Source organism: Cesiribacter sp. SM1, assembly GCF_020178975.1.
Taxonomy (GTDB): Bacteria; Bacteroidota; Bacteroidia; order Cytophagales; family Cyclobacteriaceae; genus Cesiribacter.
In genome coordinates this window covers 343,199-369,737 of record NZ_JAHXBU010000092.1, presented here as the reverse complement: position 1 = coordinate 369,737, position 26,539 = coordinate 343,199, and the positions used below count along the sequence as shown (strand labels likewise).

General features: G+C 47.9%; 25 protein-coding genes. 17 read left to right on the top strand and 8 right to left on the bottom strand.

Translation table 11 applies throughout. From position 1 onward, the window contains the following. Positions 1-23 precede the first annotated feature (23 nt). From KWJ01_RS21290 to KWJ01_RS21255, 8 genes are all read left to right on the top strand, one after another. Positions 24-1,037 carry a zinc-binding dehydrogenase gene (locus tag KWJ01_RS21290; RefSeq protein WP_224999133.1) on the top strand — a complete coding sequence of 338 codons (1,014 nt, stop codon included), beginning with the start codon at positions 24-26 and terminating at the stop codon, positions 1,035-1,037. After that, complete coding sequence (locus tag KWJ01_RS21285) at positions 1,034-2,080, top strand: Gfo/Idh/MocA family protein (protein ID WP_224999132.1); 1,047 nt, start codon at positions 1,034-1,036, stop codon at positions 2,078-2,080. The genes KWJ01_RS21290 and KWJ01_RS21285 overlap by 4 nt, the downstream gene beginning before the upstream one ends. 22 nt (positions 2,081-2,102) lie before the next feature. Continuing rightward, a complete protein-coding gene (locus KWJ01_RS21280; RefSeq protein ID WP_224999131.1) occupies positions 2,103-3,200 on the top strand; it encodes a glycosyltransferase family 4 protein in 1,098 nt (365 codons plus the stop codon). Between the two features lie 22 nt (positions 3,201-3,222). Continuing rightward, positions 3,223-4,329, top strand: coding sequence for a glycosyltransferase (locus KWJ01_RS21275; protein WP_224999130.1), 1,107 nt, complete (start codon positions 3,223-3,225; stop codon positions 4,327-4,329). Between the two features lie 182 nt (positions 4,330-4,511). Further along, positions 4,512-5,591: a glycosyltransferase gene (locus KWJ01_RS21270; RefSeq protein ID WP_224999129.1), complete on the top strand. Its 1,080-nt coding sequence runs from the start codon at positions 4,512-4,514 to the stop codon at positions 5,589-5,591. Further along, the gene (locus KWJ01_RS21265; protein WP_224999128.1) at positions 5,588-6,673 is read left to right on the top strand and encodes a glycosyltransferase; all 1,086 of its coding nucleotides are present in this window, start codon (positions 5,588-5,590) and stop codon (positions 6,671-6,673) included. The genes KWJ01_RS21270 and KWJ01_RS21265 overlap by 4 nt, the downstream gene beginning before the upstream one ends. Before the next feature lie 4 nt (positions 6,674-6,677). Beyond that, positions 6,678-7,475, top strand: coding sequence for a TIGR04290 family methyltransferase (locus KWJ01_RS21260; protein ID WP_224999127.1), 798 nt, complete (start codon positions 6,678-6,680; stop codon positions 7,473-7,475). Between the two features lie 394 nt (positions 7,476-7,869). After that, positions 7,870-10,230 (top strand): penicillin-binding protein 1A, encoded by a 2,361-nt coding sequence (locus KWJ01_RS21255; protein WP_224999126.1) that lies wholly within the window; start codon positions 7,870-7,872, stop codon positions 10,228-10,230. Positions 10,231-10,255: 25 nt separating this feature from the next. Here the strand turns inward: KWJ01_RS21255 and KWJ01_RS21250 are convergent, their stop codons facing one another. The 5 genes from KWJ01_RS21250 to surE all read right to left on the bottom strand — a co-directional run bounded on the left by KWJ01_RS21250 (position 10,256) and on the right by surE (position 15,128). Then, positions 10,256-10,603 (bottom strand): hypothetical protein, encoded by a 348-nt coding sequence (locus tag KWJ01_RS21250; protein WP_224999125.1) that lies wholly within the window; start codon positions 10,601-10,603, stop codon positions 10,256-10,258. Positions 10,604-10,772: 169 nt separating this feature from the next. Continuing rightward, the gene (locus KWJ01_RS21245) at positions 10,773-13,058 is read right to left on the bottom strand and encodes a glycoside hydrolase family 65 protein (protein WP_370634743.1); all 2,286 of its coding nucleotides are present in this window, start codon (positions 13,056-13,058) and stop codon (positions 10,773-10,775) included. Next, on the bottom strand, positions 13,037-13,231 hold the full coding sequence (locus tag KWJ01_RS28095) for a hypothetical protein (protein WP_255651161.1): 195 nt from the start codon (positions 13,229-13,231) through the stop codon (positions 13,037-13,039). The genes KWJ01_RS21245 and KWJ01_RS28095 overlap by 22 nt, the downstream gene beginning before the upstream one ends. Beyond that, positions 13,221-14,195 (bottom strand): ribokinase, encoded by a 975-nt coding sequence (locus KWJ01_RS21235; RefSeq protein WP_224999124.1) that lies wholly within the window; start codon positions 14,193-14,195, stop codon positions 13,221-13,223. The genes KWJ01_RS28095 and KWJ01_RS21235 overlap by 11 nt, the downstream gene beginning before the upstream one ends. Positions 14,196-14,393: 198 nt before the next feature. Beyond that, positions 14,394-15,128 (bottom strand): 5'/3'-nucleotidase SurE, encoded by a 735-nt coding sequence (surE, locus tag KWJ01_RS21230; RefSeq protein WP_224999123.1) that lies wholly within the window; start codon positions 15,126-15,128, stop codon positions 14,394-14,396. 86 nt (positions 15,129-15,214) lie between these two features. On the opposite strand from surE, the gene KWJ01_RS21225 reads away from it, so the two are divergent. Then, positions 15,215-16,096 (top strand): diacylglycerol kinase family protein, encoded by an 882-nt coding sequence (locus tag KWJ01_RS21225; protein WP_224999122.1) that lies wholly within the window; start codon positions 15,215-15,217, stop codon positions 16,094-16,096. Between the two features lie 42 nt (positions 16,097-16,138). On the opposite strand, the gene KWJ01_RS21220 is transcribed toward KWJ01_RS21225, so the two are convergent. Further along, positions 16,139-17,317 carry a Gfo/Idh/MocA family protein gene (locus KWJ01_RS21220; protein WP_224999121.1) on the bottom strand — a complete coding sequence of 393 codons (1,179 nt, stop codon included), beginning with the start codon at positions 17,315-17,317 and terminating at the stop codon, positions 16,139-16,141. Positions 17,318-17,739: 422 nt separating this feature from the next. Here KWJ01_RS21220 and KWJ01_RS21215 point away from each other — a divergent pair, with 422 nt between their 5' ends. The 4 genes from KWJ01_RS21215 (at position 17,740) to KWJ01_RS21200 (ending at position 21,966) form a co-directional block, all read left to right on the top strand. After that, positions 17,740-18,858 carry a porin gene (locus KWJ01_RS21215; protein WP_224999120.1) on the top strand — a complete coding sequence of 373 codons (1,119 nt, stop codon included), beginning with the start codon at positions 17,740-17,742 and terminating at the stop codon, positions 18,856-18,858. 224 nt (positions 18,859-19,082) lie between these two features. Then, a complete protein-coding gene (locus KWJ01_RS21210) occupies positions 19,083-20,798 on the top strand; it encodes an IlvD/Edd family dehydratase (protein ID WP_224999119.1) in 1,716 nt (571 codons plus the stop codon). A gap of 34 nt (positions 20,799-20,832) precedes the next feature. Continuing rightward, positions 20,833-21,600 (top strand): SDR family NAD(P)-dependent oxidoreductase, encoded by a 768-nt coding sequence (locus tag KWJ01_RS21205; protein ID WP_224999118.1) that lies wholly within the window; start codon positions 20,833-20,835, stop codon positions 21,598-21,600. Between the two features lie 165 nt (positions 21,601-21,765). Beyond that, complete coding sequence (locus tag KWJ01_RS21200; RefSeq protein ID WP_224999117.1) at positions 21,766-21,966, top strand: hypothetical protein; 201 nt, start codon at positions 21,766-21,768, stop codon at positions 21,964-21,966. A 14-nt stretch (positions 21,967-21,980) separates the two neighbouring features. Here the strand turns inward: KWJ01_RS21200 and glk are convergent, their stop codons facing one another. Then, positions 21,981-23,030 carry a glucokinase gene (glk, locus tag KWJ01_RS21195; RefSeq protein WP_224999116.1) on the bottom strand — a complete coding sequence of 350 codons (1,050 nt, stop codon included), beginning with the start codon at positions 23,028-23,030 and terminating at the stop codon, positions 21,981-21,983. Between the two features lie 308 nt (positions 23,031-23,338). Here glk and KWJ01_RS21190 point away from each other — a divergent pair, with 308 nt between their 5' ends. The 4 genes from KWJ01_RS21190 to KWJ01_RS21175 all read left to right on the top strand — a co-directional run bounded on the left by KWJ01_RS21190 (position 23,339) and on the right by KWJ01_RS21175 (position 25,974). Then, positions 23,339-23,896, top strand: coding sequence for an RNA polymerase sigma factor (locus KWJ01_RS21190; RefSeq protein ID WP_224999115.1), 558 nt, complete (start codon positions 23,339-23,341; stop codon positions 23,894-23,896). Further along, positions 23,877-24,146, top strand: coding sequence for a hypothetical protein (locus KWJ01_RS21185; protein WP_224999114.1), 270 nt, complete (start codon positions 23,877-23,879; stop codon positions 24,144-24,146). Before KWJ01_RS21190 ends, KWJ01_RS21185 begins: the two co-directional genes overlap by 20 nt. A gap of 11 nt (positions 24,147-24,157) precedes the next feature. After that, complete coding sequence (locus tag KWJ01_RS21180) at positions 24,158-24,814, top strand: ATP-dependent Clp protease proteolytic subunit (protein ID WP_224999113.1); 657 nt, start codon at positions 24,158-24,160, stop codon at positions 24,812-24,814. A 320-nt stretch (positions 24,815-25,134) separates the two neighbouring features. Continuing rightward, positions 25,135-25,974 carry a hypothetical protein gene (locus KWJ01_RS21175; RefSeq protein WP_224999112.1) on the top strand — a complete coding sequence of 280 codons (840 nt, stop codon included), beginning with the start codon at positions 25,135-25,137 and terminating at the stop codon, positions 25,972-25,974. A gap of 28 nt (positions 25,975-26,002) precedes the next feature. Here the strand turns inward: KWJ01_RS21175 and KWJ01_RS21170 are convergent, their stop codons facing one another. Then, positions 26,003-26,281: a hypothetical protein gene (locus KWJ01_RS21170; protein ID WP_224999111.1), complete on the bottom strand. Its 279-nt coding sequence runs from the start codon at positions 26,279-26,281 to the stop codon at positions 26,003-26,005. Between the last annotated feature and the right edge of the window lie 258 nt (positions 26,282-26,539).

The window sequence follows — 26,539 nt, the reverse complement described above, 5'->3', positions numbered from 1 at the left end:
TTTAGAAGATGCATTCAGCAACTATGCAATCTACCCTTGAAGAAAAAAGTACCATACAAGCTGAAGCAGCACTGCCGGAGACTATGCCGGCAGCTGCTTTTGCCGGTGACAAAAAAATCATAATCAAAGAAGCACCGCTACCCAGTCCCGGTACTACGCAGGTACTGGTAAAGCTGGAGGGTTGTGGTGTATGTGCGTCTAACATCCCTACCTACGAGGGTCGTGAGTGGTTCAGCTATCCGCAGGAGCCAGGTGCAGGCGGACATGAAGGATGGGGTGTGGTGGTAAAAGCCGGTGAAAGTGTGAAAGGCTTAAAGCCTGGCGACCGTGTGGCAATGCTTTCTTATGCTGCCTATGCAGCCTATGATGTGGCCGAAGAATCCCAGTGCATGAAGCTGGAGGGGCCCCTGGCAGATAAGGCCTTTCCAGGCGAACCATTGGGTTGTGCCATTAACATTTTTAACCGCAGTGATATAAAAGCCGGCCATACTGTTGCCATCATTGGCATTGGTTTCCTGGGAGCGCTGCTCACCCAGCTTTGCAAAGAAAGGGGGGCAACCGTAATAGCCCTAAGCCGTCGGGAATATTCGCTGCAGGTGGCAAAAGAATGTGGTGCCGATCATACCATACCCCTTAACGACCACTGGCAGATCATAGAACAGGTAAAGCAGCTAACAGGCGAAAAATGGTGCGACCGCGTAATTGAGGCTACAGGCAAAGAGTGGCCCTTAAACCTGGCTGGTGAGCTGCTCAGGAACAGGGGCAAGCTTATCATTGCCGGCTTTCACCAGGATGGCATGCGCAATGTAAACATTCAGCAGTGGAACTGGAAAGGCCTGGATGTAATCAATGCCCATGAGCGCGAGCAGGAGGTATACATGGAAGGCATGCGCGAAGCAGCCGAAGCCGTAGCCAGTGGCCGTATGGACCCTGCGCAACTCTATACCCACACCTTTTCACTGCAGGAGATCAATAAAGCATTTGAATGTATTACCCAAAGGCCGGATGGCTTTCTTAAAGCACTGATCAAGCTATGATAGACGCTACCTCAATCAAAGTAAAAGAACCCTTCAATAAAAAAACTGATAAACCCCGCCTGGGCTTCCTGGGCGTAGGCTGGATTGGCAGAAACAGGATGGAAGCCCTGGTAAATGGAGAACTGGCAGAAGTTGCCGGTATACTTGAACCGGGTGCCGAAAACCGAGAGGCCGCACTTTCTGTAGCACCCCGGGCTCAGGTGTATGAAAGCTACGAAGCCATGCTGGATGCTGATCTGGATGGTATTGTCATTGCCTCACCCAGTGCCCTGCATGCCGAGCAGAGCATTGCTGCCCTTAATAAAGGAAAAGCTGTTTTCTGCCAGAAGCCACTTGGCCGCAATGCTGCAGAAACCGCTGCCGTAGTGGCTGCAGCCAGGGAAAACAACCTGCTGCTGGGCGTAGACCTGTGCTATCGCTACACCTGCTTCCGCCAGTTATATGATATCATACAAAGTGGTGAGCTGGGCCATATATACGCAGCAGAGCTGGTATTCCATAACGCATGGGGCCCGGATAAGGAGTGGTTCTATAACCCAAAACTTTCTGGCGGAGGCTGTGTGGTAGACCTTGGTATACACCTGATGGATCTGGTGCACTGGTCGCTGAACGACCCGGAAGTGGTTTCTGTAAACAGCAATCTCTTTTCTAAGGGACAGCCCCTGACCAGGCCCGATGAACAGGTAGAAGATTATGCCAACGCCCTCATCAAACTAAAGCAGCAGGGCGGGGGAGAAACCTCCCTGCAGCTGATCTGTTCCTGGAACCTGCCTGCCGGACAGGAAGCCGATATTCAGGCAAATTTCTACGGCACCAACGGCGGTGTAGCTTTCCGCAACATGGGCGGTTCGTTCTATGACTTTAAAGCCCTGCGCTTTAACCGTACCCAGACGGAAGTACTCTTTCAGGGGCCGGACGACTGGGGCGGCAGACCTGTTTCTGACTGGGCCAGACGATTGGCAGCGGGCGAAAAATTCAATGCTGAATCTGAAACCATTGTAGCGGTAGCAAAAACACTGGATCGTATCTATGGCCGAATCTGAGCTGTTACCGAAAACAGTTTTAATGACAGCCGACACTGTTGGCGGTGTATGGACTTATGCACTGGAGCTGGTAAAGGCCCTGCATCCCTATGGCATACAGGTGCACCTGGCTACCATGGGCAGCATGCCTGCAGCAGTGCAGCAAAAAGAGGCCGCAAGTATACCAAACCTGCAGTTGCATGCCGGCAATTTTCAGCTGGAGTGGATGGACAATCCCTGGCAGGAGGTGGATGCTGCCGGAGAGTGGCTGCTGCAGCTGGAGAGAGAAGTGCAGCCTGACCTTGTACACCTAAACAACTACTGCCATGGACAATTGCCCTGGCAGACACCCGTGCTGATGGTGGGGCATTCCTGTGTACGCTCCTGGTGGAAGGCAGTAAAAGGTGAAGAAGCACCTGTTAATTATACCACCTATACCCAAAGGGTAAAGGAAGGTTTGCAGGCAGCAAATCTTGTGGCAGCACCTACAAAAGCATACCTGGATGAACTGCGATACTATTACGGGCCATTTTCGCAGGAGGCAGTAATTGCCAACAGCAGAGATCGAGCGCTTTTCAAACCAGGCATGAAAGAAGCATTTATCCTGAGTGCAGGCCGTTTATGGGACGATGCCAAAAACCTCTCTGCCTGTGAACCTGCTGCCGCTAAACTACCATGGCCCATAGAAATTGCAGGTGAACATCAGCATCCCGGCAATGGCAATGCTAAAGCCTACAGCCATCTTAAGTTCCTGGGCCGCCTGAGCCCCGATGCACTAGCGGCTAAAATGGCTGCTGCAGCCATTTATGTAATGCCTGCCAGATATGAACCCTTTGGTTTAAGCATACTGGAAGCAGCCCTTTCCGGCTGTGCCCTGGTGCTGGGCGATATTCCAAGTCTGCGTGAAAACTGGGAGGGGGTAGCGCTGTTTGTAGATCCGCAGGACCCTGAAGATATCTGCAGCAAGCTGGATTTTCTGATCAGGCACCCCCGGATCAGGAAGCGTATGGGTATCTTAGCCCTGGATCGTGCCGCAGATTTCAGCCCCGGGAGCCAGGCTGCTGCTTATGTACATTATTACAGACAGCTGCTGGAGGCTCATTATAAAGAAGCTGAAGTTGGTTTAAGCCTGAACAGATAGTATAAACGTATAAAGAATACTCATGAAAATAAAACTTTTTTACCACTCCCTTATCTCCTGCTGGAACCACGGGAATGCTCATTTTTTACGGGGAGTTGTTGCAGATCTTGTTGCAAAAGGACACCAGGTAGAGGTATTTGAGCCTTCAGATGGCTGGAGTTATGAAAATATGGTGAAGGAGCATGGTGGTGAAGCTGTAAGCAACTTCAAAAAGAACTTCCCGCTGCTGAAAACCAATTTTTATTTTCCAGAAGAAACCGATTATGCAGCACTTGTGCAGGATGCCGACCTGGTGATCGTGCATGAATGGAATACCAGTGAGCTGGTGAGCAGCATAGGGGAGCTGAAAGACAGATTTGGCTATACACTGCTCTTCCACGATACCCACCACCGCTCTGTATCCGCACCGGAAGAAATGAGCCGCTACGACCTGAGCAAGTATGATGGCGTGCTTGCATTCGGCGAAGTGATCAAAGATATTTACCTGCAAAAAGGCTGGGCAAAGAAAGTCTGGACATGGCATGAGGCTGCAGATACACGCCATTTTTATCCAAGAGCAACCGAGCAGCACCTGGGCGACCTAGTTTGGATAGGCAACTGGGGCGACGATGAGCGGGAGGAAGAGCTGGAGGAATTTTTAATAAGACCGGTAGAGGAGCTGGGGCTCAAGGCTACCATTTATGGGGTTCGCTACCCCGAGCGTGCAAAAAAGCGCCTGAAAGAGGCTGGTATAGAATACAAAGGCTGGTTGCCCAACTACATGGCACCGGTGATTTTCAGCCAGTATTCACTTACGGTGCATGTACCCCGCAGGTACTACACCCAGTCACTGCCGGGCATTCCTACCATCCGTCCGTTTGAAGCCATGGCCTGTGGTATTCCTCTGATTTCATCTCCCTGGGAAGATGCCGAAGGGCTGTTCGAGCCAGGAAAAGATTTTCTGATGGTGAAAAATGGGGAGGAAATGAAGCAGACCATGCAGGAGTTGCTCACTAACCCTTATAAAGCCCGTGAACTAACAGTACACGGCCTGCACGCCATTCGCTCAAAGCACAGCTGTGCCCACCGGGTAAACGAACTCATGCAGATCTACGAGGAGCTGCAAACAGCTAAACTGGAAAGGGTATGAATGAGTCAGGTATGTGGTATGAGGTATCGGCTATGAGCCTATGGGCCTGTATGTTTTCTGCTTCTAGCACAATTACAGGCTGATCATGGGAAAAAAGCACATTGTTATTGTGTCCATTCTCCTGTAATCATACCTCATATTCCAAAATTCATACTCCGTTAAACATTAAACCTTAATACTACATGAAAATAGCATTTTTTGGTTCTTCGCTGGTTTCTGCTTACTGGAACGGAGCTGCTACCTATTACAGGGGTATCATCAGTGCCCTGTATGAACGAGGGCACCAGGTTACTTTTTATGAGCCCGATGCTTACCAGCGCCAGCAGAACCGGGATATAGATGATCCTGAATACGCAACGGTGCGGGTGTACGAACCAACCGAAGAAGCAGCGGCAGAAATGCTGAAAGAAGCTGCTACAGCAGACCTGATTGTTAAAGCCAGTGGCGTGGGCGTGCTGGATGAATACCTGGAAGCAGCGGTGCTCCGCAACCGTAAGGAAGGACAACTGGTTGCCTTCTGGGATGTGGATGCGCCAGCCACTTTGCACAGCGTTCACTCCAATCCGCAGAATCCATTTAAAGCACTCATCCCTCAGTACGATTACATTTTTACCTACGGTGGCGGCGAGCCGGTGATTGAAAAATATACAGCACTGGGTGCGATAGCCTGTATTCCTATTTACAATGCACTCGATCCTGCCACGCATCATCCGGTGCCGGAAAATGGAGCGTTCAGCTGCGACTTGGCCTTTCTGGGCAACCGCCTGCCCGACAGGGAGCAGCGGGTAGAAGAATTTTTCCTGAAAGCAGCTTCACTGATGCCAGATAAAAAGTTTATCCTGGGTGGCAGCGGATGGGCCGATAAACCCATGACACCCAATGTAAACTATATTGGTCATGTAAGCACCAACGCCCACAATGCCTTTAACTGTACACCCCTGGCAGTACTTAACATCAGCCGCGAAAGCATGGCCAGCAATGGCTTTTCGCCAGCCACTCGTGTGTTCGAAGCTGCCGGTGCAGGTGCCTGTCTTATCACAGATTATTGGGAAGGAATAGAGTTATTCCTGGAGCCAGGCACAGAAGTGCTAGTAGCCCGAAATGGTGTGGAAGTAGCCGATATCCTGCAGGATTTAACTCCCGAAAAGGCCAAAGCCATTGGCGCTGCAGCCCTGAAGCGGGTGCTCTCCGAGCATACTTACCGCCACCGGGCTAAACAGTTCGAGGAAATTCTGGAAAAACATCTAAAGGTAGAAGCATGAGCACGAAACGACTTAACATAGTGATCATTGGGCTTACCATTACCTCTTCCTGGGGTAACGGCCATGCTACAACTTTCCGGAGTCTTGTAAAGGAGCTCGACAAAAGAGGGCATAAGGTAACATTCCTGGAGCACGACAAACCCTGGTACTCCTCGCAGCGTGATCTGCCCAATCCTCCCTATTGCCAGACCCACCTCTATGCTTCCGTAGAGGAGTTGAAGCAAGGATATGAAGATTTGGTTAAAAAGGCTGACATGGTGATTGTAGGATCTTATGTGCCCCAGGGCATAGAAGTGGGAAGCTGGGTGAACAAAACCGCAGAAGGAGTTCGTGCTTTTTATGATATTGATACCCCGGTAACCATTGCCCAGGTGCAAAAAGGCGCATGCGATTATCTGAACAAGGAGCTGATTCCACAATACAACCTATACCTTTCCTTTTCCGGGGGTACAGTGCTGGACTACCTGGAGCGTGAAATGGGTGCGCAACAGGCCTTGCCGCTCTACTGTTCGGTAGATCCGGAGCTTTATTATCCTGAAGCGGAAACCCTGCGGGAATACGACCTGGGCTATATGGGCACATACAGCGATGACCGCCAGCCGCCCCTAGACAAGCTGATGCTGGAGGCTGCTCGCCTGTGGCCGGAGGGTAAGTTTATAGTGGCCGGACCGCAATACCCCGCCACCATACAATGGCCTGCCAATGTAGCACGACTGGAGCACCTGCCCCCGGCAAAGCACCGCCATTTTTACAACCAGCAGCGCTTTACCCAGAATATTACCCGTGCCGATATGATCCGAATGGGGTACTCGCCAAGCGTGCGCCTGTTCGAAGCAGCAGCCTGTGGCACACCCATCATCAGCGATTTTTGGGAAGGCCTGGATAGTTTCTTCTCATTCGGAGACGAAATACTGGTAAGCTATTCAGCAGCAGATACCCTTAAGTTTATCCGCGAGATGCCGGAAGAGGAGCGTGTTGAAATTGGCAGGAGGGCCAGGACAAAAGTGCTTAACCTGCATACTGCGGCCAAACGCGCAGAAGAACTGGAAAGCTATGCACTGGAAATGTTAAAACCAGCCTGATATTATGGAAGTACTACAGAAAGAAATAGAAGAGCTCAAGCCCTGGTTTCACAACCTTCACCTGCCCGATGGGGTGCAAACCGCTCCAGATCACTGGTTGGGGAATTTTCCCAAGTTTAAGTGGGATGAGATCTCTTCCTACATTCCTGAAGACCTCTCCGGCTGGCGGGTGCTGGATGTTGGCTGCAATGCCGGTTTTTATACTTTTGAGCTTGCCCGCCGGGGTGCCGATGTATTAGGCATTGATGTAGACACACACTACCTGAAACAGGCCGAATGGGCTGCAGGTAAAATGAAACTGCAGAAGCAGGTGCGTTTTCAGCAAATGCAGGTATATGACCTGGCAAGGCTGGATGAGCAGTTTGACCTGATCTGGTTTATGGGAGTGCTTTACCACCTGCGCTACCCGCTGCTGGCCCTGGACATACTGGCTGAAAAGAACAAGGACATGATGGTGTTCCAAACCCTTAGCATGCCAGGCGAGACAGCCGAAAAAGATACCTGGGACCGGATGATTAACGACCGTCAGGACTTACTGAAGGAGGGCTGGCCCAAGATGGCCTTTGTGGAGCATAAGTTTGCCGGCGATCCCACCAACTGGTGGCTGCCCAACCATGCAGGCATAGAAGCCATGCTGCGCTCCTGCGGGTATAAAATTACCGATCGTCCGGGGCATGAAATTTACATTGCCAGAAAAGATGCGGACAACCCCGGCAGCCTGAAAACCTGGAACCGCAGCGAGTACCTTTCTGCCACCCAGCAGGACTGGCAGGGTGAGGTAGGGAACAAGATCAAAAAATAGCCGGAGTCTGGTTGAGATAGCCCCGGCATTACGCTATATTACATTTACCCGCTGAATGCATGGAAAGCAATCAGCGGGTTTTTTATTGCCTGTTATCACGCCATCAGGAGGCAGTTCTCTTTTTCCCATGCTATTTTCATGGCTTTGCTTACATCTGCTGAATTAACTAATGTTACTCAGCCATTTTTCAAATATCGTCAGAAAGCATAGTTTCAGCTTGTAAAGTTGGAGGGGTTTAGGCAGCACCTGATATTAATTTGCTGTATTACAAACAAATAATTGGCTTCAGTAGCCGGCAATTTATCATTTTGGGTTGTGCTGCAGTACTGATATATTATTAATTTGAATGCTTTACAGTGGGTTGAATGGCTTATTCAATTAGATTATATGCGTGATGGTAGCAATAAAAAATCTGAAAAGAAAAGATAATAATACAGCTGACCGAAAGCAGCGGCTATATAAAAAAATTGTGTTGGGCATGTGGGCCGTTTTTTTAAGCCTGCTGCTGCTGGTTCCTCTCTACATCTATTCCGTAAGCATAGACCTGATGGGGCTGTTCGGTGGTATGCCAGGCACTAACATGCTGGAAAATGCAGAAAAAGATCAGTCATCTGAGCTATACTCTTCCGATGGCAAACTGCTGGGAAAATACTTCACGGAAGACCGGGTAAATGTAACCTATCATGAAATATCACCTAACCTGGTAAAAAGTCTTATTGCCGTAGAGGATGCCCGTTTCAGGGAGCATTCGGGAATTGATGGAATGAGTATGTTCCGGGTAGCGGTAAAATCTATCCTGCTGGGTCAGAATAAGGGAGGGGGTAGTACGCTGTCGCAGCAAACAGCAAAAGTACTTTTTGATCTTAGGGTAGATGAGCAGTACGAAGGCAGGCTTAGTGGTATGAACAACAAGCTCGACATGCTGTTCAAGAAAACCAAGGAGTGGATCCTGGCCGTTCGCCTGGAAAAAACCTACACCAAAGATGAACTGATGGCAATGTACCTCAATACCGTGTCCTTTGGCAGTCATTCCTTTGGCATCAAGGTTGCCTCCCGTACATTTTTCAATAAAACACCCAATGAACTGAATATACAGGAAGCGGCAACCCTGGCCGGTATTGTACAGAACCCCTCCAGACTTAACCCGATACGCCATCCCGAAAGCGCCACTCACCGTCGGAATGTTGTAATCAACCAGATGGTGAAATATGGTTACCTCGATGAGCAAGTGGCAGATTCAGTAAAGCTTTTGCCGCTCACAGTTACCTATGTACGGCAGGATCATAACGAAGGGCCTGCTCCTTACTTCAGGTCTGTGATCAGGGGTTTTCTTTCCAGGTGGGCAAAGGAAAATAACTATGATCTGTACAAAGATGGCCTGAAGATCTACACCACCATTGACAGCCGCATGCAAAAGCATGCCGAAGATGCGGTAAGCGCGCATATGGCACAGCTGCAGGCCCAGTTCAATAAAGAGTGGGGCCGCCGAAACCCCTGGATCAACGATGAGCACCAGGAAATCAAAGGCTACATAGAGCAGGAGGCAAGGCGAAGCGACCACTACCGCAAACTGGCGGGTAAATGGGGTAAGAATGCAGATTCAGTATGGATCGTGATGAAGGCGAAACGCCCCATGAGGATCTTCACCTACAAAGGAGAAAAAGATACACTGATGTCGCCGCTGGATTCCATCAGGTATTACAAGCGCTTTTTGCATAGCGGGTTTATGGCCATGGACCCTTATACGGGTGCTGTGAAAGCATGGGTAGGCGGTATCAACTACAGATACTTTCAATATGATCATGTGCTGCAGGGCAAACGCCAGCCTGGCTCTACCTTTAAGTCATTCGTTTATGCAACAGCCATAGAAAACGGATATTCGCCCTGCTTCAGCATCTACGATATTCCCCGCAGCTATCCAACAGGTAACGGTTCGGTCCTTTGGGAGCCTAAGAATTCCAATGGCAAGTACACCAATCTGCCAATGACGATGCGGGAGGCCATGGCCCTGTCGGTAAATACTGTTACGGCCGACATCATGTACAAAATGAAGCCAGAAAATGTGGTGAACCTGGCCCGCCGGGTGGGGGTAAGCAGCGAACTGGACCCTGTGCTCTCCCTGGCGCTTGGCACCAGCGATGTATCTGTGTTTGAAATGGTAGGTGCCTACAGCACTTTTGTGAACAAGGGTGTTCATACAGAGCCCTATTATATTGTAAGGATAGAAGATAAAAATGGCAATGTGCTCTACAAACCCACTCCTAAAAAAGTAGAGGCACTGCACGAAGAAACTGCCTACCTGATGCTGCACATGTTAAAAGGCGGTGCCGAAATTTCGGGTGGTAGTGCTACGCGTTTATCTCCGGCACTGCTCCGGAAAATGGAAGTGGGCGGCAAAACCGGTACCACACAAAATGCTTCCGATGGCTGGTTTATGGGGGTAACGCCAGAACTGGTAGCCGGTGCCTGGGTAGGTGGCGATAGCCGCAACATCAGGTTCCCCAGCTGGGTATCCGGCCAGGGGGGACGTACGGCCATGCCCATTTGGGATAAGTTTATGGTTAAGGTAATGAATGATCCGGCATTGGGCTTCAGAAAAACCAGCTTTGAAGCTCCCGCTGCACCCTTAAGTATAGAAATTGACTGCGATCGTTACAACAGCAGGCACCCTTTACCAGAGGGTGCTGATGAGGCAGATTCCCTGCAGCAAACAAGGCCAGTGATACCGGTTATAGATGATGAAGCTTTCATGTGAGAAAGGAGCAGGAGAAATTGTCTTTTTACTTATCGGGCACCTCTCGATTGGGAAACCTGCTGCTTAGATGATTATGCAGCAGCTCATAATTGTGCTGGCCAAAACGCGAATTTACGTTTACACGCTTTCCATCCCTGAAAAGCATGTTGATAGAGTGAACAATACCCCAGCGTATGTAATGAGCTTTTTGTACCTTCCAGTTTTCGAGCTCCTGTTCCAGGTTTACTCTTTTGGTAGTAAGGGGGTATTTCAGCACAAGGATATTCTCATTCTCCAGCTTTATTTCTACAGAGGTTCTGAAGATGAACAGGAAAATGAGTATTATAAACAGCAGAACAATGCTGACGATAAGAACTAAAACCGTGCTGCTCATAGAAGTTGTTTATACATGCAGATCATAATTACCAAATCAAAAAGCAGCCGTAAAGTTTAGTAGACAGGCTGCTAATCGCAGATGCCTCTATTTTAAAACAATAAACTTTTTGTGCTGCAGATGATAGCTGCATGGGTGGGTTGTACTTTATGGCTGCTTTGATACACTTTCAACGCTGTTCATTATTCTCCTCCTGTGTATGGAAAATTACTGTGGCACCTGCGGCCAGTTCTTTTACATGATTTTTGTGTCCTACTTTTATCGTTTCTGCTTCTTCCTCGCGGGAGCGCAGGGTGAGTCGTGAGCGGGAGACTTCGCATTCGATATTTACCCCATGAAACTGCAGGCTAAGTTTTACCCACTCCAGGCCTTTGGGCAGTGCAGGATTGATCATAAAGGTGCCGGATGTAATTTCTATGCCCAGGTAGTGGTGCTGAAGAACTCCCAGTGTACCTCCCATGGCACCCAGGTGTATTCCTTCAGAACTGTCATTATCTTCCTTTGGTGAGAGATCTATGTACTGTGCTTCCTTGAAAAACTTCCAGGAGGCTTCAGAATCCAGGTGAGCAAGTGCACCTGCAAATACAATCCTTGAAAGGCTGGATTCATTGGCTGTGTACCCAATCTGTTGCTTTATCGTTTTCTTAAGATCATCTGTAGATAGGGTGTAGCCCATCTCCTGAACAATTTCACTAAGTTCCGCAGGTGAAAACAGGTAGAGCAGGAGCGAGGTGTCTGCCTGTTTGGCTACCTTGTAGCGTACTACAGCGTCACCCTTAGCCTCCAGCACCCAGTCAATGCGCTTGTTGCCGTAGTGCTGCCGGAATTGCTGGTGGTCAAAGCTGCTTAACTGACTAAAGCCTTCAAATTGCTCCAGGGTACCATCTTCTAACACAGGCAGGTGCATGTTTTTTCTCACTTTATCCCATAAATCAGGCTCATGTTCTCCAATATCGAGTAGCCTGGTTAGTTCCTGCCTGCGTTTTTCAGGAAGGTGTTCGTACAGCCTCCCAGCCTGACACAGGGTCCAGGCGGCCATTACATTGGTGTAGGTATTATTGTTGATGCCCGCAGATTTATCCCTGCTGACTGAATCAGTAGCAGGTAAGGCAGAAGGGTAGCGGGTATGATGTTCATCGGGGCCTACTACCCCCAGGATTTCATAGCGGCCACGGCTGGAATTATAACTGGCTTTACTGGCCCAGAAGCGGGCAATTTCCAACATCATTTCGGCACCATACTCTGCCAGGAACAGCTGATCGTTGGTAACCTCTACATAATTGGCAATGCTGTACGCTATGATAGCGCCTATATGATGCTGCAGGTAGGTGTCGTCCTGCATCCAGTGGCCGGAGTACAGGTTGTACTGCAGCAGGGGCGTTTCTTCCCGGCCAGTGCTGGCACTGCGCCAGGGAAACATGGCTCCTTTATAACCGGCCTCTCTGGCCATTTTACGGGCTGCATCCAACCGGCGGTAGCGGTACAACAGCATAGCCCTTGCGGTGGTGGGAAAGCGGTAGGCCAGGAAAGGAAAAATAAATAACTCGTCCCAGAAAATATGACCATGGTACTCCTCGCCCTGCCAGCCACTGGGCGGAATGCCTACGTCGAGCTCAGTAGTGTGGCGTGATATGTTTTGCAGAATCTGGAACATGTGCAGCCTGAAATAGGGGAGCTGTTCTGCAGGATTGGTATCCAGCTTGCAGTATTCCCAAAGCTGTTCCCATGCCTTACAATGATTTTTATATAAATTGCTGAAATCCCCTGCCTCATCAATTGCCTTACGGGCTGCTTCCCTGCAGTTGGCAATGGCTTTATCCTGTGAAGTGAAAAGGGCTGCTATTTTTTCTATCTGTATAACAGCTCCGCTTTCAATTTCCATGCTCAGGTACCCTGTAATGCTGTTTTCATCAGCATCTGTTTCTCTTTGCAGGGGAAGGCTGCGATTAGATTGCCTGAGGCGCGTTCTGCCGGCCAGGGCTATTTCGACCCTAGACTGCAGGGTGCAGCAATTCAATTCCAGGCTATCTTCGCCGATGCGTTGCACCAACAGTGTTTTCAGGTGCTGCTTGTTGAAGGGGGCGTAACGTTCCACATTATTATTTTGCACCCTTCCATCCAGGGCTGAACGCACCTCCAGCAGACCAGACCAGTTACAGGCTTCCAACTCCAGTTGCAGGCACATCAGGTTAGGCTGCGACATGCTGATAAACCGTCGCTCCACCAGCTTTGTCTGCCGGCTCTCACTATCCCTGAAATGGATACGCCGTTCCAGCACTGCATGCTTTAGGTTCAGCTCCTGCTCATACCGTAATATTTCTACATTGTCGATAGAGAACCAGCTGCCGCCCCTGATTCTGAAACTAAGCGGGAGCCAGTTGGGCAGGTTCACAAGCGATTCATTCTCAACTTCTTTGCCTTCTATGGTGCTAATCAGCCTGTTGTAGCAGCCCACCTATAAGTGCCGGGGTAGTGAATACCATCTTCACTGGATTCAGGTGCAGCAGCACGTGATACAAGATATCCATTGCCAAGGGCAAAAAGTGCCTCCCTGCGGCCTTCGTCCTTTGGGTCGTAATGCTGGTGGAGTATACTCCAGTCTCTGATGATTGGCTGTTCAGTGCTCATGCTTTTTGCTGATATTAGCACTGACTTTTTCATAAAATTTGCGATGTTGTTCGCGTGAGGGGTAGGCAGGTTGTGAACCATAGGCTGTAACGGCAGCAACAGATGCTGCAACAGCAAAGCAGGCAGCCTCCTGCAAATCCTGCTTTTCCAGCACGGCAACGGCCAAGGCCCCGGCAAAGGCATCGCCGGCGCCTGTTGAATCTACCACCTCTACCGAAAGAGGGGGAATATAGCAGCGGTTTTTACTGTTTGCTGCCACACAGCCACCATCCTCCAGCTTTACCATTACTGTTTTCACACCTGTTTCCAGAAGCTTATGAGCTGCTTTGGTAGCACTTTCTTCGCTATCGGGCCAGATGCCTGTAAGGGCTTCGGTTTCGGAAGCATCGGGTACAATGTAATCAATGCATGATAGTAAAGACTGGTTTACCCGGTCCGTAGGTGATGGATCGAGGATGATGGGGAAACCACGTTCCCGGGCTGTATGAATGGCATGGTCAACAATAAAAGGAGGAACCTCATAATCTACCACCAGCACAGAGCCATCAGGAGCCTTTCGTATGGCCTGTGCCACTACTTCTTTGTCAGAATCATCCCAGGCATCGTTGGCATTGGTGGCCAGAATTATGTTTTTTTTACCATCGGGGGGTACAGCAATCATGGAGAAACCTGTGGTGGCACCCTCTACTTTTTTAACATTGCTTAGGTCTATTTCCATCTCTTCCAGGGCTCCGAGCGCCTGTTTGTGAAGGTCGTCGTTGCCTACATGGGCAATAATAGAAGACTTAGCCCCCATACGCCTGGCTATAAAAGCTACGTTTGCGGCTTTGCCACCACTGAATCTTTTAAAGTCATGTGCCAGCATGGTGGTAGTTTCACCTGGCTTTTTATCTGTCCTTACCTGGAAATCAGCATTAACGCTACCAAGTGAGATGACGATTCCCTGATTTTTAGTTTCTGACATTCCTGAAGTTTTAGCTTAAAAAGGGGCTGCTTTTTGGCTTCATTAATTGCCCTGTTCCTATACAACACAATAATAAATTTAACCAGAGGCTGCAATGCGCCAACAGGGCATCAGCTTTACCTGTAGGCTGTTTTTAATTTGTCGTAGTTCACAACTTTGGCTATTGGCCGGCACAGTTAAATTGTATGCCTGAGCTGCTTATTGTACAGACATACGCGCTTTGGCCCTGGCTAGTTCTTCTTTATTGGTTAAGTCCAGGCTTAAAGGTGTAATGGCAACATATCCCTGCTCTACAGCCCAGCGGTCGGTATCCTGTTCTGTTACCTCAATGGGTACAACTGTAAACCAGTAATGCTCCCTGCCCATGGGATCAGTGCCAGGCACTATCTTTCCGTCATAATGTCTTACCGACTGTCGTGCCCAGCGAAGGCCCTTGGGGTTTGGCGGTATGTTCACATTTATGAGCGAAAGATCGTTCTGTGGCAACAGCAGCTCCAGGCATTCTTTTACTGCTGGTTTTATTGTGCTGAAATCGGTTTCATCATCTATTACCGGGGTACTGAAGGCAATACCCCTGAAACCAAATAAAACTGCCTGCTTTGCAGCTGCCAGGGTGCCGGAGTGCCAGGCAGAGTTTCCAAGGTTAGTGCCCAGGTTGATACCGGAAAGGACCACATCTGCCTGCTGATCCCAATGGAACAAACCTAGGGCTACACAATCGGCAGGAGTGCCGTTTACTCGGTAGGCATCAAAATCGGCAATCTTTGTTTTTTTGTATCGTAAGGGTCGCGAGGCAGAGATGGCATGACCCATTGACGATTGTTCCACATCTGGCGCCACAATTCGAACATCACCGAATTGAGAGGCAACTTCTGCCAGGGCAAGGATGCCCGGACTATAAATTCCATCGTCATTGGCAATTAAAATTCGCATAACAATTTTAGGTTGTTTATCCACTATAACCAGTTTACTGCATTGTAGTTATAGGAGTAAATTACCGCTGTATAATACTTATAAAAATGGCTACACACGTGACCCTGTTACACAACCCACAGGCAGGATTCAATCCTGTTGATAAAGGCGTATTACTACAGGCATTAGAACAGCAAGGTTATGCAGTAAACTATGTTGAAGCTAAGAAAGATGATATTGAGCAGGGGCTGACAGCACCTGCCGATCTTGTGGTAATAGCAGGCGGAGACGGTACAGTGCGTAAAGTAGCCAGCTGTTTGCTGAAAAAGCGAGTACCCATTGCTGTACTGCCGCTGGGTACTGCCAATAACATTGCCACCAGTATGGGCATCAGCGGAGATCCTGCCGATATTATTGCCAGGCTGGATATAAACCGCAGGAAAGCGTTTGATATCGGGCTTATGAAAAGTAATGAAGCGGAAATTCATTTTCTGGAATCTGCTGGCTTTGGTTTGATTCCACGGCTCATCAGGGAGCATTCAAAAGATAAGAGCGGTAGCAAAAGCCGTGAAGAAGAACTGGAGCAGGCAAAAGCACATTTAGTTGAAATGATCAGGCAGCATAAAGCGACCTCCTGCTCGTTACACATCGATGGCCGGCAGTATAGCGGAGATTTTTTAATGGTTCAGTTCATGAACACTAAATTAACGGGCCCCGGTGTTATGTTTGCCCCATCAGCTGACCCTGGCGATGGTATGTTTCAGGTAGTTCTGATCAGGGAAAATGATCGGGAAAATTTTGTACAGTTTGTTGAAAACGGACCCATAAACAGTAGCAAGGCAGATTTTCCCTTGATTATCAATGGCAGAAACATAACAGTAGCATGGGAGGGGTGGCGCTATCATGCCGATGATGAAACCTATGAAGCAGGCCCACCTGTTAAGGCAGAGGTTAGCATGCTGCGCCACGCCCTGGAGGTGCTATATTAATGCTCATTATTTTATATAACGCCCATCATCTTGACTGATGCTTTAAATAGTTACGCGTTTGCCGCCGTTACGGGCAGATTCATAGATAGCCATCAGGATGCGCATGTCCCGGAGTCCCATTTCTCCTGGTACAATGGAAGGTTCATTATTTCTGAAGCTTTGTGCCTGTCCATCCATTTGCTGCACCTGCTCATAAATGTTAGGCAAATTCATTTTACCTTCACTGGTTTCACCCTCCTTGCCATCATAGCCATAGGCTGGTTCAAGGGTCCACCACCCATTTTCAGCTTTTCCCTTCAGGAAGTCATTTTCTTCGGCATAGCTTGTAGTACCTTCCGCAATAAGGCCATCTTCAAATTCAAGAGCCCAGTTTACAGACTGTTCCACCTCGTAGAAATATGTAGGACTGGTTACTTCTCCAAACTGTGCAGTAACGGCTACAGGTGCTTTGCCAACGGTATAGCATGCGCCCTGCACAACATAAATGCCCATGTCCATCAGCGGACCCCCGCCAGACAAATCTTTTTTCAGGCGCCAGATGTTCGGGTTACCACTTGTCAGGTCCTGACTGTTCCCGCCCTGAATGCTTACCACTTTGCCAAAAACCTGCTCCTGGCCTAGTTCCATTACCCGCTTATTAAATGGTTCGTAATGCAGGCGGTAGCCTATGGCCAGTCCAACACCATTTTCCCGGCAGGCATCCAGCATGCGCTGTGCATCTTCTACAGAGGTGGCCATGGGTTTTTCGCAGATCACATGCTTTTTGGCCCTTGCCGCCCGAATAGTATATTCTGCGTGCATGCTGTTGGGTAGCACAACATATACAATGTCTATATCAGGATTATCGGCAATGCTGTCGAAGTTCTCGTAGTTGTAAACGTTTTTGTCAGGTATGTTATACTTTGTTTTCCACTCATCAACCTTCGTGGGTGTACCAGTTACAATACCTGCCAGGTAGCAGTTTTCAGTTTCCTGAAGGGCAGGGGCCAGCTGGTTGGCGCTGTATTGTCCCAATCCCACAAGGGCTATACCCATTTTCCTGTTTTGTCCGGTAGTTTGTTCCTGATCGCTGGTAGCAGTCTGCTCACCGGCTGTGTTGCTCGACTGGCACGAACTAAGCGAGAAAAGTGGCACACCCAGTGCCGTAGTGCCCAGGGCAAGCGAAAATCCTTTCAAAAACTTTCGGCGTTGTTCCTGTATCTGGCTATGTTCTGTTTTCATATCATTAGCTGGATTGTTGTCGGAAAAATGTTTAAGGGAAAGTTTAACTATGTTGTGTTCAAGTATATATCTCTGCTGCTGGAGCATTGTTTTGAATAAAAGTACTTTTGAACAGGTAAACCTGCTGTCAGTAGCCCGGGCTTCAGTTTAGTACTACTTTTTCCTGAGTGTTAGATTCTTCTTTTTTAACTAATGGTGCAGCTGAACGGGCTGATGCTTTCAGACCACCTGATCAAACTCTAAGTTGATATTTACTGCTGAATCCGGAAGAAAAAGCTAAAACCTATGTGCCTTCAACAGCATTATAGAGAAAGGTACATTTACTGATGCACCACTTACTGCTGTTCCTTCTTGATTAGTCATTTACAGAAAATTAATGGAAGGCAGCACTACAGCCATTTTAGAAAACCAGCATCATGCACTTGAAAACGCTAGTATCGAAAACCCTCTCAAGTATTTTATTTGCCCTTGTACTACCACTTTTAGCACTGGGTCAGACAGACTCAGTTAAGGCTGGATTTGAGATAAAAGGCTTTATCGATGCCTACTATGTTTATGATTTTCAACGGCCAGACGATCATATCAGGCAGCCGTTTCTTTACAATCATAACCGGCATAATGAGTTTAATATTAACCTTGCTATGCTGCATGCTGCTTATGAAAAAAGTAATGTAAGGGCCAGGTTAGGCATAATGGCCGGTACCTATGCACAGGATAATTATGCCGCGGAAGAAAACCTGCTTAAAAATGTTTTTGAAGCCAATGTAGGAGTTGCACTGAACAAGCGTAGAAGCCTGTGGCTGGATGCTGGTATTTTCCCCTCTCACATTGGTTTTGAAAGTGCCATTTCAACAGAAAACCCAACCCTCACAAGGTCTTTGCTGGCCGAGAACTCGCCCTATTTTTTGAGTGGTGCCAAATTAAGCTGGAGTGTTTCAGAAGCATGGACCTTTACAGCCCTCATCACCAATGGCTGGCAGCGTATTGCACGTCCGTTTGGTAACCAGGCTCCGGGAGTGGGTACACAGCTCCAGTACCAGCCGCATGAGCGACTCACCTTCAACTGGAGTACTTATGCAGGCAGCGATGCCCATGATTCACTCGACCAGGTGATGCTCTTCAACAACCTCTACCTGAACCTGCTGCCATCAGACAAATTTCAGCTCATAGCAGGTTTCGATATTGGAGCCCGGGAGGCTGCTTACACCATGCAGGGAAGTATGCGGGTTGACAATGATGACTGGGACCTCTGGTATACGCCCATCATTATCGGGAGGATTGGCCTAAGCAGGCAGCTGTTCCTGGCAGGCAGGGCAGAATATTACTCCGATCCCACGGGCGTCATTATTGATTATGGTGCTCCTGCAGGTTTTGAAACATGGGGTTTTTCTGTGAATCTTGATTACTACATCCAGGAAAACGCCATGTTCAGAATTGAAGGCCGTAGCTTCCGGAGCCAGCAAGCAATATTTCCTGCTGAGGGAGCTTTCAGGAGCTCTAATACATTCATAGCAGGCTCCCTGGCTATTATGTTTCCATAATTCGCTTTCCCTTATCCGTTATTTAAAATAGAGATACAGCCCTGCCTGTATCTGTCGGGACTTAGCTGTTGCGAAAAAAAACATGAAGCACCAGAATAAGCCAAAAATACTTTTATGCATGGCTGGTTTATTTGTAGCTTTTAAGCATCAATGCCTGACAGGCCAAGCAGTCAGCTTTATCAGGAAGCCGGCTTCTCTTATTGTTAGGCGTAACAGCAGTAATCATGGATGAACAGCAGCTTAGAAGCAGAGACTGGTTTGGCAGGAGCGGAAAGGATGGATTTATTTACAGGGCCTGGATGAAAAAGCAGGGAATTCCAGCCTACGAACTAGAAGGAAAACCCATCATTGGTATTTGTAACACCTGGTCGGAATTAACACCCTGCAACTCTCATTTCAGGGAACTGGCAGAGTTTGTAAAGCGCGGAGTGCTGGAAGCAGGGGGATTTCCTGTAGAATTCCCGGTGATGTCGCTGGGCGAAACCCTTATGAAACCAACCGCCATGCTGTACCGCAACCTGGCCAGTATGGATGTGGAAGAATCAATCAGGGCTAATCCGCTCGATGGGGTGGTACTGTTGTGTGGCTGCGATAAAACAACTCCGTCACTGGTCATGGGGGCCTGCAGTGTAGATTTACCCAGCATTGTTGTATCTGGGGGTGCGATGCTTACAGGCAAACACAGGGGTCGTAGCATTGGCACCTCAGACCTCTGGCGCTTCAGCGAAGATTACCGCTCCGGCAAAATGACTGATATGGAAATGAGCCTGGCAGAGGCTGGTATGTGCAGGAGCGATGGGCATTGCGCTGTAATGGGAACGGCTTCCACCATGGCCTGTATGGTTGAGGCTTTAGGCATATCACTGCCTGGTAATGCAGCAGTACCTGCACCCGATGCCGGCCGTAAAGTTATGGCCCAGCTTTCGGGCATAGAGATCGTAAAGATGGTTAAAGAAGACAGGCGCCTTTCCACCATACTAACAAAGCAAGCCTTTGAGAATGCCATTGTGGTAAATGCAGCAATAGGGGGCTCTACTAATTTTGTGATACACCTGCTGGCCATAGCCGGTAGAGTAGGAATTGAGCTGAGCCTCGATGATTTTGACCGCCTCTCCGCCAACATTCCGCTGCTGGCAAACCTGCATCCTTCCGGTCAGTATTTCATGGAAGACTTCTATTATTCAGGAGGATTGCCTGCCGTTATCAAAAACCTGTTACCACACTTACATGCGAATAGCCTTACGGTAAATGGAAAAACGCTTGCTGAAAATGTTTCCCTGCAGGAGTGTTACAATACTGAAGTAATAGCACCCCTGGAACAACCGTTCAATGAGGTCTCCGGTATAGTGGTACTCCGCGGAAACCTCTGCGAAAATGGTGCAGTGCTAAAACCCTCGGCGGCATCGCCAGAACTAATGCAACATACCGGAAGGGCAGTTGTATTTGAAAATATTGATGATTATAAAACCCGTATTGATGATCCGGAACTGGAGGTGGACGAGGATTGTGTGCTGGTGCTGAAGAATGTTGGGCCAGTGGGGTACCCGGGTATGCCCGAGGTAGGTAATATGGGATTACCTGCAAAAATTCTGGCTAAAGGGGTGAAAGATATGATCCGTATTTCCGATGGCAGGATGAGCGGAACAGGCTTTGGTACCGTGGTACTGCATGTGTCTCCCGAAGCTGCTGCCGGTGGCACCCTGGGTATTGTTCAGGATGGGGATATAATTACGCTGGATGTAGGGGCACGGCTACTGGAGGTGGCTCTTTCGGAGGAGGAAATCAGCATAAGAAAAGCCGGCAAGTTACAGGCAGAAGCAAATGTACCCAGGGGCTACGTGCATCTGTACCAGAAACATGTGGAGCAGGCACATTTAGGTGCCGATTTCGACTTTCTGAAAGGAGGCTCCGGAAGCAGGGTTACTAAAGATTCTCATTAAATATACAGAAGCAGCTGAAAAAAACCTCAACCAAATGTTCAAAGAGTTTTCTCAGAAAGTAGCTATTGTAACTGGTGCCGGCCAGGGAATTGGTTTTGAAATATGCCGTATGCTGGCATTGGCAGGGGCAAAGGTTTTATTGAATGATATAGACCCGCAGCTGACTGAAAAAGCAGCCGACAGAATAAACAGTGAAACCGCAGAAAGCTGCATTGCCATGCCGGGCGACAGCAGCAATATTAGCTTTATCAAAGAGATGGTGGCGCTGGCTGTTTCCCGCTTCGGGCGGCTCGATATAGCCATTGCCAATGCTGGTATTACCCTCTTTGGAGATTTTTTTACCTATTCTGCTGATGCTTTCTTCAAAGTAATGCAGGTAAACTTAGGAGGTACTTTTTTTCTGGCACAGGCTGCTGCTCTGCAAATGAAGCAGCAGGAGTGGGGCGGGTCAATCCTTTTCACCTCTTCTGTAACCGGTCACCAGGCACATAAAAACCTGGCTGCCTATGGCATGAGCAAGGCGGCGCTGGAAATGCTGGCAAAAAACCTGGTTATTGAGCTATCGCCTTTCAGAATCAATGTTAATACGGTTGCCCCCGGTGCCACGCTCACAGAAAGAACCCTTCACGATCCGGATTATGAAAAGACCTGGTCTGCTCTAACACCAATGGGACGTCCGGCTACAGTTTCTGATATTGCCAATGCTGTTCTGTTTCTGGTATCGGAGAGGGCAAAGCACATCACCGGTCAAAATTTAATGGTAGATGGTGGCTGGACCTCCATCAGTCCGGGGCCGGTTTAGGGGGCTTGGCTGTGTAAATAATGGAGGCAGAAGCAGGGGCATGATCAGCGGAATACTTACAACTTTCAGGAGCTGTAAGAGTGAAAGAATGGGTATGTGCGGGGCTGTAAAAATATTTTTTTATAAAGCAGAAACTTCTCAAAAATACATGCCGTATTTACCCTTATGAGTCATGATGTGCTGTCATTATATCAAATCTTTCCCGAACCCAGCGAAGCCTCTTTAACGGCACAGGAACTCTATGTGCAGCGCTTATACCAGTATATGCTGGAAGAAAAAAAGCTGATACGGCAAAAGGAGTTGCTGGAAGAACGCAAAGCACGCATCCAGCAACTGAAAGGTCGCTATAATTTTAAATCTGATTAATATATTTCTAAGGTTTAGTTATTGCCTTCTCCACTGAAGGCTCCATAATAGGCAGCTCCCAGCAGGGCTGTTTTTTCATTTAAAATGATGTGCACCGGCGTTTCTTCCACAAGCTTTTTCATTCTGCCGGCATTGAGGTAAGAAGCCTGAAACTTTTCTTCTGTAAGCAGGGAGCGTATTTTTGGTGCAATGCCACCCCCCAGGAATAAGCCACCCGTTGCTTTCATTTTTAGTACCATGTTGGAGGCTTCCACACCAAGGTAATGAACAAAGAGGTCCATTGTTTCTACACAAATAGGCTCTTGGGTTTCTTTGGCAGCGGTACTGATCACCCTGGGGGCATCCCCGGTTTTAATAGCTTCTGCCAGTGCTGCTGGTTCCTCTCTTTTCAGCTCATCCCTAAGAAAACTGTAAATGTTGTAGATGCCCGGCCCCGATAGCACCCGCTCCCAGCTTACGTGTGTCCACTTTTTGTGCAGGTAGCGGTAAAGAGCAGCATCTGTTTCTGATCGGGGTGCAAAATCAGTATGGCCGCCTTCTGTAGGAAAGGGGTGATAATAGCTGCCATCCCAATACAAACCTGCTTCGCCAAGACCGGTGCCGGCAGATATAACAGCCGCATTGCCAATGGCTTTGTTCTTACCGGCATAAAGGGTAGCAAGCTCATCAGGTTGCAGGGCAGCCAGACCGTAAGCGTTGGCCTCTAAATCGTTCAGCAGAAATACATCCCTGATGTTAAACCATTGAATGATCTCATTACGGCTCACCACCCAGGGCAGGTTGGTAGCCTCTGCCTTTCCATGGAGTACTGGCCCTGCGATGCCAATGCTTATTTTATCTGGTACCCGGGTGGCAGTAATAAACTCATTCAGCAGGTCCAGGAAAGAACTATACTGAGCTGACTGGTACTTGCGTTCCTCCAGGCAGTGCAAGCTGTTATCCTGCACCTCGTACAGTGCAATAGCTGTTTTGGTACCGCCAATGTCTGCAGCAATCACCAGCTGGTTTTTATGCTGCCAGTTTTGCTGATTGGGCAGATAGATAGGAAAAGGTTTCAATGACATATGCGCTCTGATTTCTGCTTACCATAAGGAAATATCCAAATCAGCCTGAATGTTTGATGATTCGCCAGTTCAACTGCACCTTAATGAGGGAAAATATCAGTCTGCCTCTTCCGTTAAGCCGTCCGGAACTGGCTGCTGTGGGAGTAGGGGAAAGGCCCTTACCTCCAGGCTTATACCGGCACAATAACTTAGGTCTGCTATTGCTTTTTTTGTTATCTTAATCAGGAGGAGCAGTTTTTTTTAAAAAATCTGCTATAAGCCGGTGATATGTTCAGGTTTTAATACACATATAAGTAAATAGCTTATGTATGGAAGCAACTGTAATACACATTGAGCGCCCTGGTGCTGCAAGCCGTGAAGCAATATTCCTGGAATTATACGAGCGCGCTTTTCCGCTCACAGCCGGCTTTGTGAGCAAAATGGGTGGAACGCTCGAAGATGCCAAAGATATCTTTCAGGATGCACTGGTCATATATTATGAGAAGAGTCTTGAGCCTCTGTTCATCACCCGCATTTCTGCCGAGGCTTACCTATTGGGCATAGCCAAACACTTATGGATCAGGAAGTTTAAGCAGCATGCTAATAAGGTACCCCTTACCGCGGCAGAAAACCAGATCAGTATTCCAGATGATTTCTATGCCAATGTAGATGATCAAAAGCTGCTACACTTGCTGGAAAAGAGCGGAAAGAAGTGCCTGGATATTCTAAAGGTATTTTATTTTGATAACCTCTCCATGAAAAAAATAGCCAAAGTGCTGGGATATGCCTCTGATCGTTCTGCAACAGTTCAGAAATTCAAATGCCTGGAAAAAGTAAGAGACACCATCAGAGATAAATCACTTGGCTATGAGGACTTCCTTACATAATATCCGCAGCGCAGAAGCATACCTGAAGGGAGAAATGCCCACTGAAGAAGCGCTGGTATTTGAAGCCAGGCTGCTCACAGACCCGGTGCTGCGTATGCAGGTACGCTTTCAGCAAAAGGCTTATGCACTCCTTAGGCTTCTTTATCGCAAACAGCTAAAGCAGGAGGCAACTGCTGTAGAGGAGCAGCTTTTCAATAGCCCCGACAAGGAAGCTTTCCGCCAGCAGATCTCCCAGTTATTTAAATCTTAAATCTACAGCACATGATAACAAACAGTGTAATCCCCATGGTGATCGACAGCGACGGCAGGGGAGAGCGGGCCTATGACATTTACAGCCTGCTGCTAAAAGAACGTATTATTTTTATGGGCACCCAGATTGACGACAACGTGGCAAATGTGGTGGTAGCCCAGTTACTGTACCTTAACAGCATAGATTCCAAGCAAACCATCAACCTCTACATTCACAGCCCAGGTGGCAGCGTGTATGCAGGCATGGCCATTTACGATGCCATGCAGATGATAGCAGCGCCAGTATCTACCGTTTCGGTTGGTTTTACAGGCAGCATGGGTACCTTTCTGCTGACAGCCGGTGCAAAAGGTAAACGATACGCCTTGCCACATGCCACCATTCATATGCATCCTGCAGGAGGAGGCGCTAAAGGCTATACCGAAGATGTGCGCATTGCAACCCGGGAACAGGAGCGGCTGCAGGCGCAGCTCTTTTACCTGATGGGCAAAAATACTGGTCATAGCTGGAAAGAAATAGAAGCCTACTTTCTGCGTGACAAGTTCATGAGTGCACCGGAGGCTAAAAATTTCGGTCTTATTGACGAGGTGCTGGGAGACATCAGTGATGTGATAGTACTGGATAATCCTGATTTCAACCTCAGCTTGCTGCAGGAATTTTCTAAAGGCTGATCTTTAACAACAGCTTTTGCAATAAAGATTACCTTGTGAGGTACAAAATACCAGGTGCCGGTTATATGTTGTAGCTTAATCTTCGTCCTTGTTATTTCCTGGAGTCGGCAGTAAATCTTCATTTACTTAATTTTGCCCACCCCTAAAGCTGTATACCTTCAATGTCTTGTTTATGAGGGGCAAGTGTAGTATGTTAGTGCAACATCTGAATGTTAATGGAATTAGGTAATTTTTGCTGAACACACTACACCTAAGGATTGGATATCGTTTTTAAAATATTGTTTAACAAGCAGCCGTAGATCTACTCAACGCTTATTAAAATGACAGCAAAAGAAGCTGTGTTCAAGGGACATTTGGCTGTTAGCTTGCCTACACTGCTGATCTTTGTTGGTGTAGCAATATGTCTTTACTACCTGTCGGATAATGCTCTGATTCACAAACTTTTGTTTATGCCTGGTGCGTTTGTTGTAGCACCCCCTGCTGCCTGGTTGTATTGGAAATATGCACTTCCAAGGTGGCTTGTATGGGCATTAACAAATGTTGAAGATCATTCAGAATTAAAGTTCTATGCTGTTAACAGGGGGTTAGTTTCGTCAGAAAGCAGCTTCCACACCGGAAATTTCAAAGAAAGAAAGCTACTGGAAAAGCTTAATCAGGAGTATCTGATCAGGCAGCAGCAAAAAGTGTTTAAGGATGATTTGTCTGTTCCCGAAATAGATGAGATCGGTTATTCAAGGTCTGCCTTGATTACCTATATGGTCATTATGTTGATTTTCTTTGTGCTGGGAATATACCTCCTGACTACTTTGCAGAACTGGATATTTGGGCTAATGATCATGGTGTACGGCGGATATGTTGGGTTTAAATGTTTCAGAAAATTAATATCAGGGGATATTCCTTTGAAAATTGGCAATCATGGTATTGAAATCAAGGGGAAAACTTACAGGTGGGGACAAATCCATCATGAAAAGCCATCAGTAGAAGGTTCAGGCAGAAATCGCAGTAATTTTCTGGTCTTCAGTAATGGTTCTGAAATGGTCAAATTCAAAATAGATGACCTTGATTTAACTCCAGCGAGTTTAAGAAATATACTTATTTTTTACAGAGCCAGGTATAATCATACCAAAGCCAACAGGAAACTGAAGGATGCTTCCTTATAGCTATGACAGCTAAGACCCTATTTCTTTTTTACCAGATGCTTTCGAGCCTTTTAGCGTCTTCCGGCCTGAGCAGATCCTTAAGGTAAAGGTGCGCCAACAGCTTAATACAATCCTGGTTGCCTTTTACCACAAATGATCCAAAGGCATATTCTATGTGGAGATTGGGCAATAGCCTCATTACATCTCTGATGCTCATATAAGCTGTCAGGGCATTGGGTTCTTCAACAGTGCTTTCATGGTCACTTACAAAAAATCTGAACTTCGAGCCATCAGCCGGTTTAAAATACGCAAGTACCTGCAGATTCATTCCTCAAAAACCTTTCACCAGATAACCACAACCACAGCCAATAAATTGCATTAGGAGCTGATTGACAGGATCAAAAAAGCGCTGGTGCGTTGTTAGATGGGTTCATCAACATATTTTAACGTGAGCTAAAGATTAGCATCAGCGTCAGTTGCTCCTTAATCGTCATCTCCGCGCAGGTGGGGATCTGTCAGCTAAAAACAGGAATGGTGATTCTACCTGTAAAAGCAAACAGATCTCCCTCCTCAGGGGAATGAGGGC

Excerpts from the sequence above, each read along its gene's own strand:
- KWJ01_RS21290 (WP_224999133.1), top strand. The coding sequence starts at position 24 with ATGCAATCTACCCTTGAAGAAAAAAGTACCATACAAGCTGAAGCAGCA.
- KWJ01_RS21285 (WP_224999132.1), top strand. The coding sequence starts at position 1,034 with ATGATAGACGCTACCTCAATCAAAGTAAAAGAACCCTTCAATAAAAAA.
- KWJ01_RS21280 (WP_224999131.1), top strand. The coding sequence starts at position 2,103 with ATGACAGCCGACACTGTTGGCGGTGTATGGACTTATGCACTGGAGCTG.
- KWJ01_RS21275 (WP_224999130.1), top strand. The coding sequence starts at position 3,223 with ATGAAAATAAAACTTTTTTACCACTCCCTTATCTCCTGCTGGAACCAC.
- KWJ01_RS21270 (WP_224999129.1), top strand. The coding sequence starts at position 4,512 with ATGAAAATAGCATTTTTTGGTTCTTCGCTGGTTTCTGCTTACTGGAAC.
- KWJ01_RS21265 (WP_224999128.1), top strand. The coding sequence starts at position 5,588 with ATGAGCACGAAACGACTTAACATAGTGATCATTGGGCTTACCATTACC.
- KWJ01_RS21260 (WP_224999127.1), top strand. The coding sequence starts at position 6,678 with ATGGAAGTACTACAGAAAGAAATAGAAGAGCTCAAGCCCTGGTTTCAC.
- KWJ01_RS21255 (WP_224999126.1), top strand. The coding sequence starts at position 7,870 with ATGGTAGCAATAAAAAATCTGAAAAGAAAAGATAATAATACAGCTGAC.
- KWJ01_RS21250 (WP_224999125.1), bottom strand. The coding sequence starts at position 10,603 with ATGAGCAGCACGGTTTTAGTTCTTATCGTCAGCATTGTTCTGCTGTTT.
- KWJ01_RS28095 (WP_255651161.1), bottom strand. The coding sequence starts at position 13,231 with ATGAGCACTGAACAGCCAATCATCAGAGACTGGAGTATACTCCACCAG.
- KWJ01_RS21235 (WP_224999124.1), bottom strand. The coding sequence starts at position 14,195 with ATGTCAGAAACTAAAAATCAGGGAATCGTCATCTCACTTGGTAGCGTT.
- surE (WP_224999123.1), bottom strand. The coding sequence starts at position 15,128 with ATGCGAATTTTAATTGCCAATGACGATGGAATTTATAGTCCGGGCATC.
- KWJ01_RS21225 (WP_224999122.1), top strand. The coding sequence starts at position 15,215 with ATGGCTACACACGTGACCCTGTTACACAACCCACAGGCAGGATTCAAT.
- KWJ01_RS21220 (WP_224999121.1), bottom strand. The coding sequence starts at position 17,317 with ATGAAAACAGAACATAGCCAGATACAGGAACAACGCCGAAAGTTTTTG.
- KWJ01_RS21210 (WP_224999119.1), top strand. The coding sequence starts at position 19,083 with ATGGATGAACAGCAGCTTAGAAGCAGAGACTGGTTTGGCAGGAGCGGA.
- KWJ01_RS21205 (WP_224999118.1), top strand. The coding sequence starts at position 20,833 with ATGTTCAAAGAGTTTTCTCAGAAAGTAGCTATTGTAACTGGTGCCGGC.
- KWJ01_RS21200 (WP_224999117.1), top strand. The coding sequence starts at position 21,766 with ATGAGTCATGATGTGCTGTCATTATATCAAATCTTTCCCGAACCCAGC.
- glk (WP_224999116.1), bottom strand. The coding sequence starts at position 23,030 with ATGTCATTGAAACCTTTTCCTATCTATCTGCCCAATCAGCAAAACTGG.
- KWJ01_RS21190 (WP_224999115.1), top strand. The coding sequence starts at position 23,339 with ATGGAAGCAACTGTAATACACATTGAGCGCCCTGGTGCTGCAAGCCGT.
- KWJ01_RS21185 (WP_224999114.1), top strand. The coding sequence starts at position 23,877 with ATGAGGACTTCCTTACATAATATCCGCAGCGCAGAAGCATACCTGAAG.
- KWJ01_RS21180 (WP_224999113.1), top strand. The coding sequence starts at position 24,158 with ATGATAACAAACAGTGTAATCCCCATGGTGATCGACAGCGACGGCAGG.
- KWJ01_RS21175 (WP_224999112.1), top strand. The coding sequence starts at position 25,135 with ATGACAGCAAAAGAAGCTGTGTTCAAGGGACATTTGGCTGTTAGCTTG.
- KWJ01_RS21170 (WP_224999111.1), bottom strand. The coding sequence starts at position 26,281 with ATGAATCTGCAGGTACTTGCGTATTTTAAACCGGCTGATGGCTCGAAG.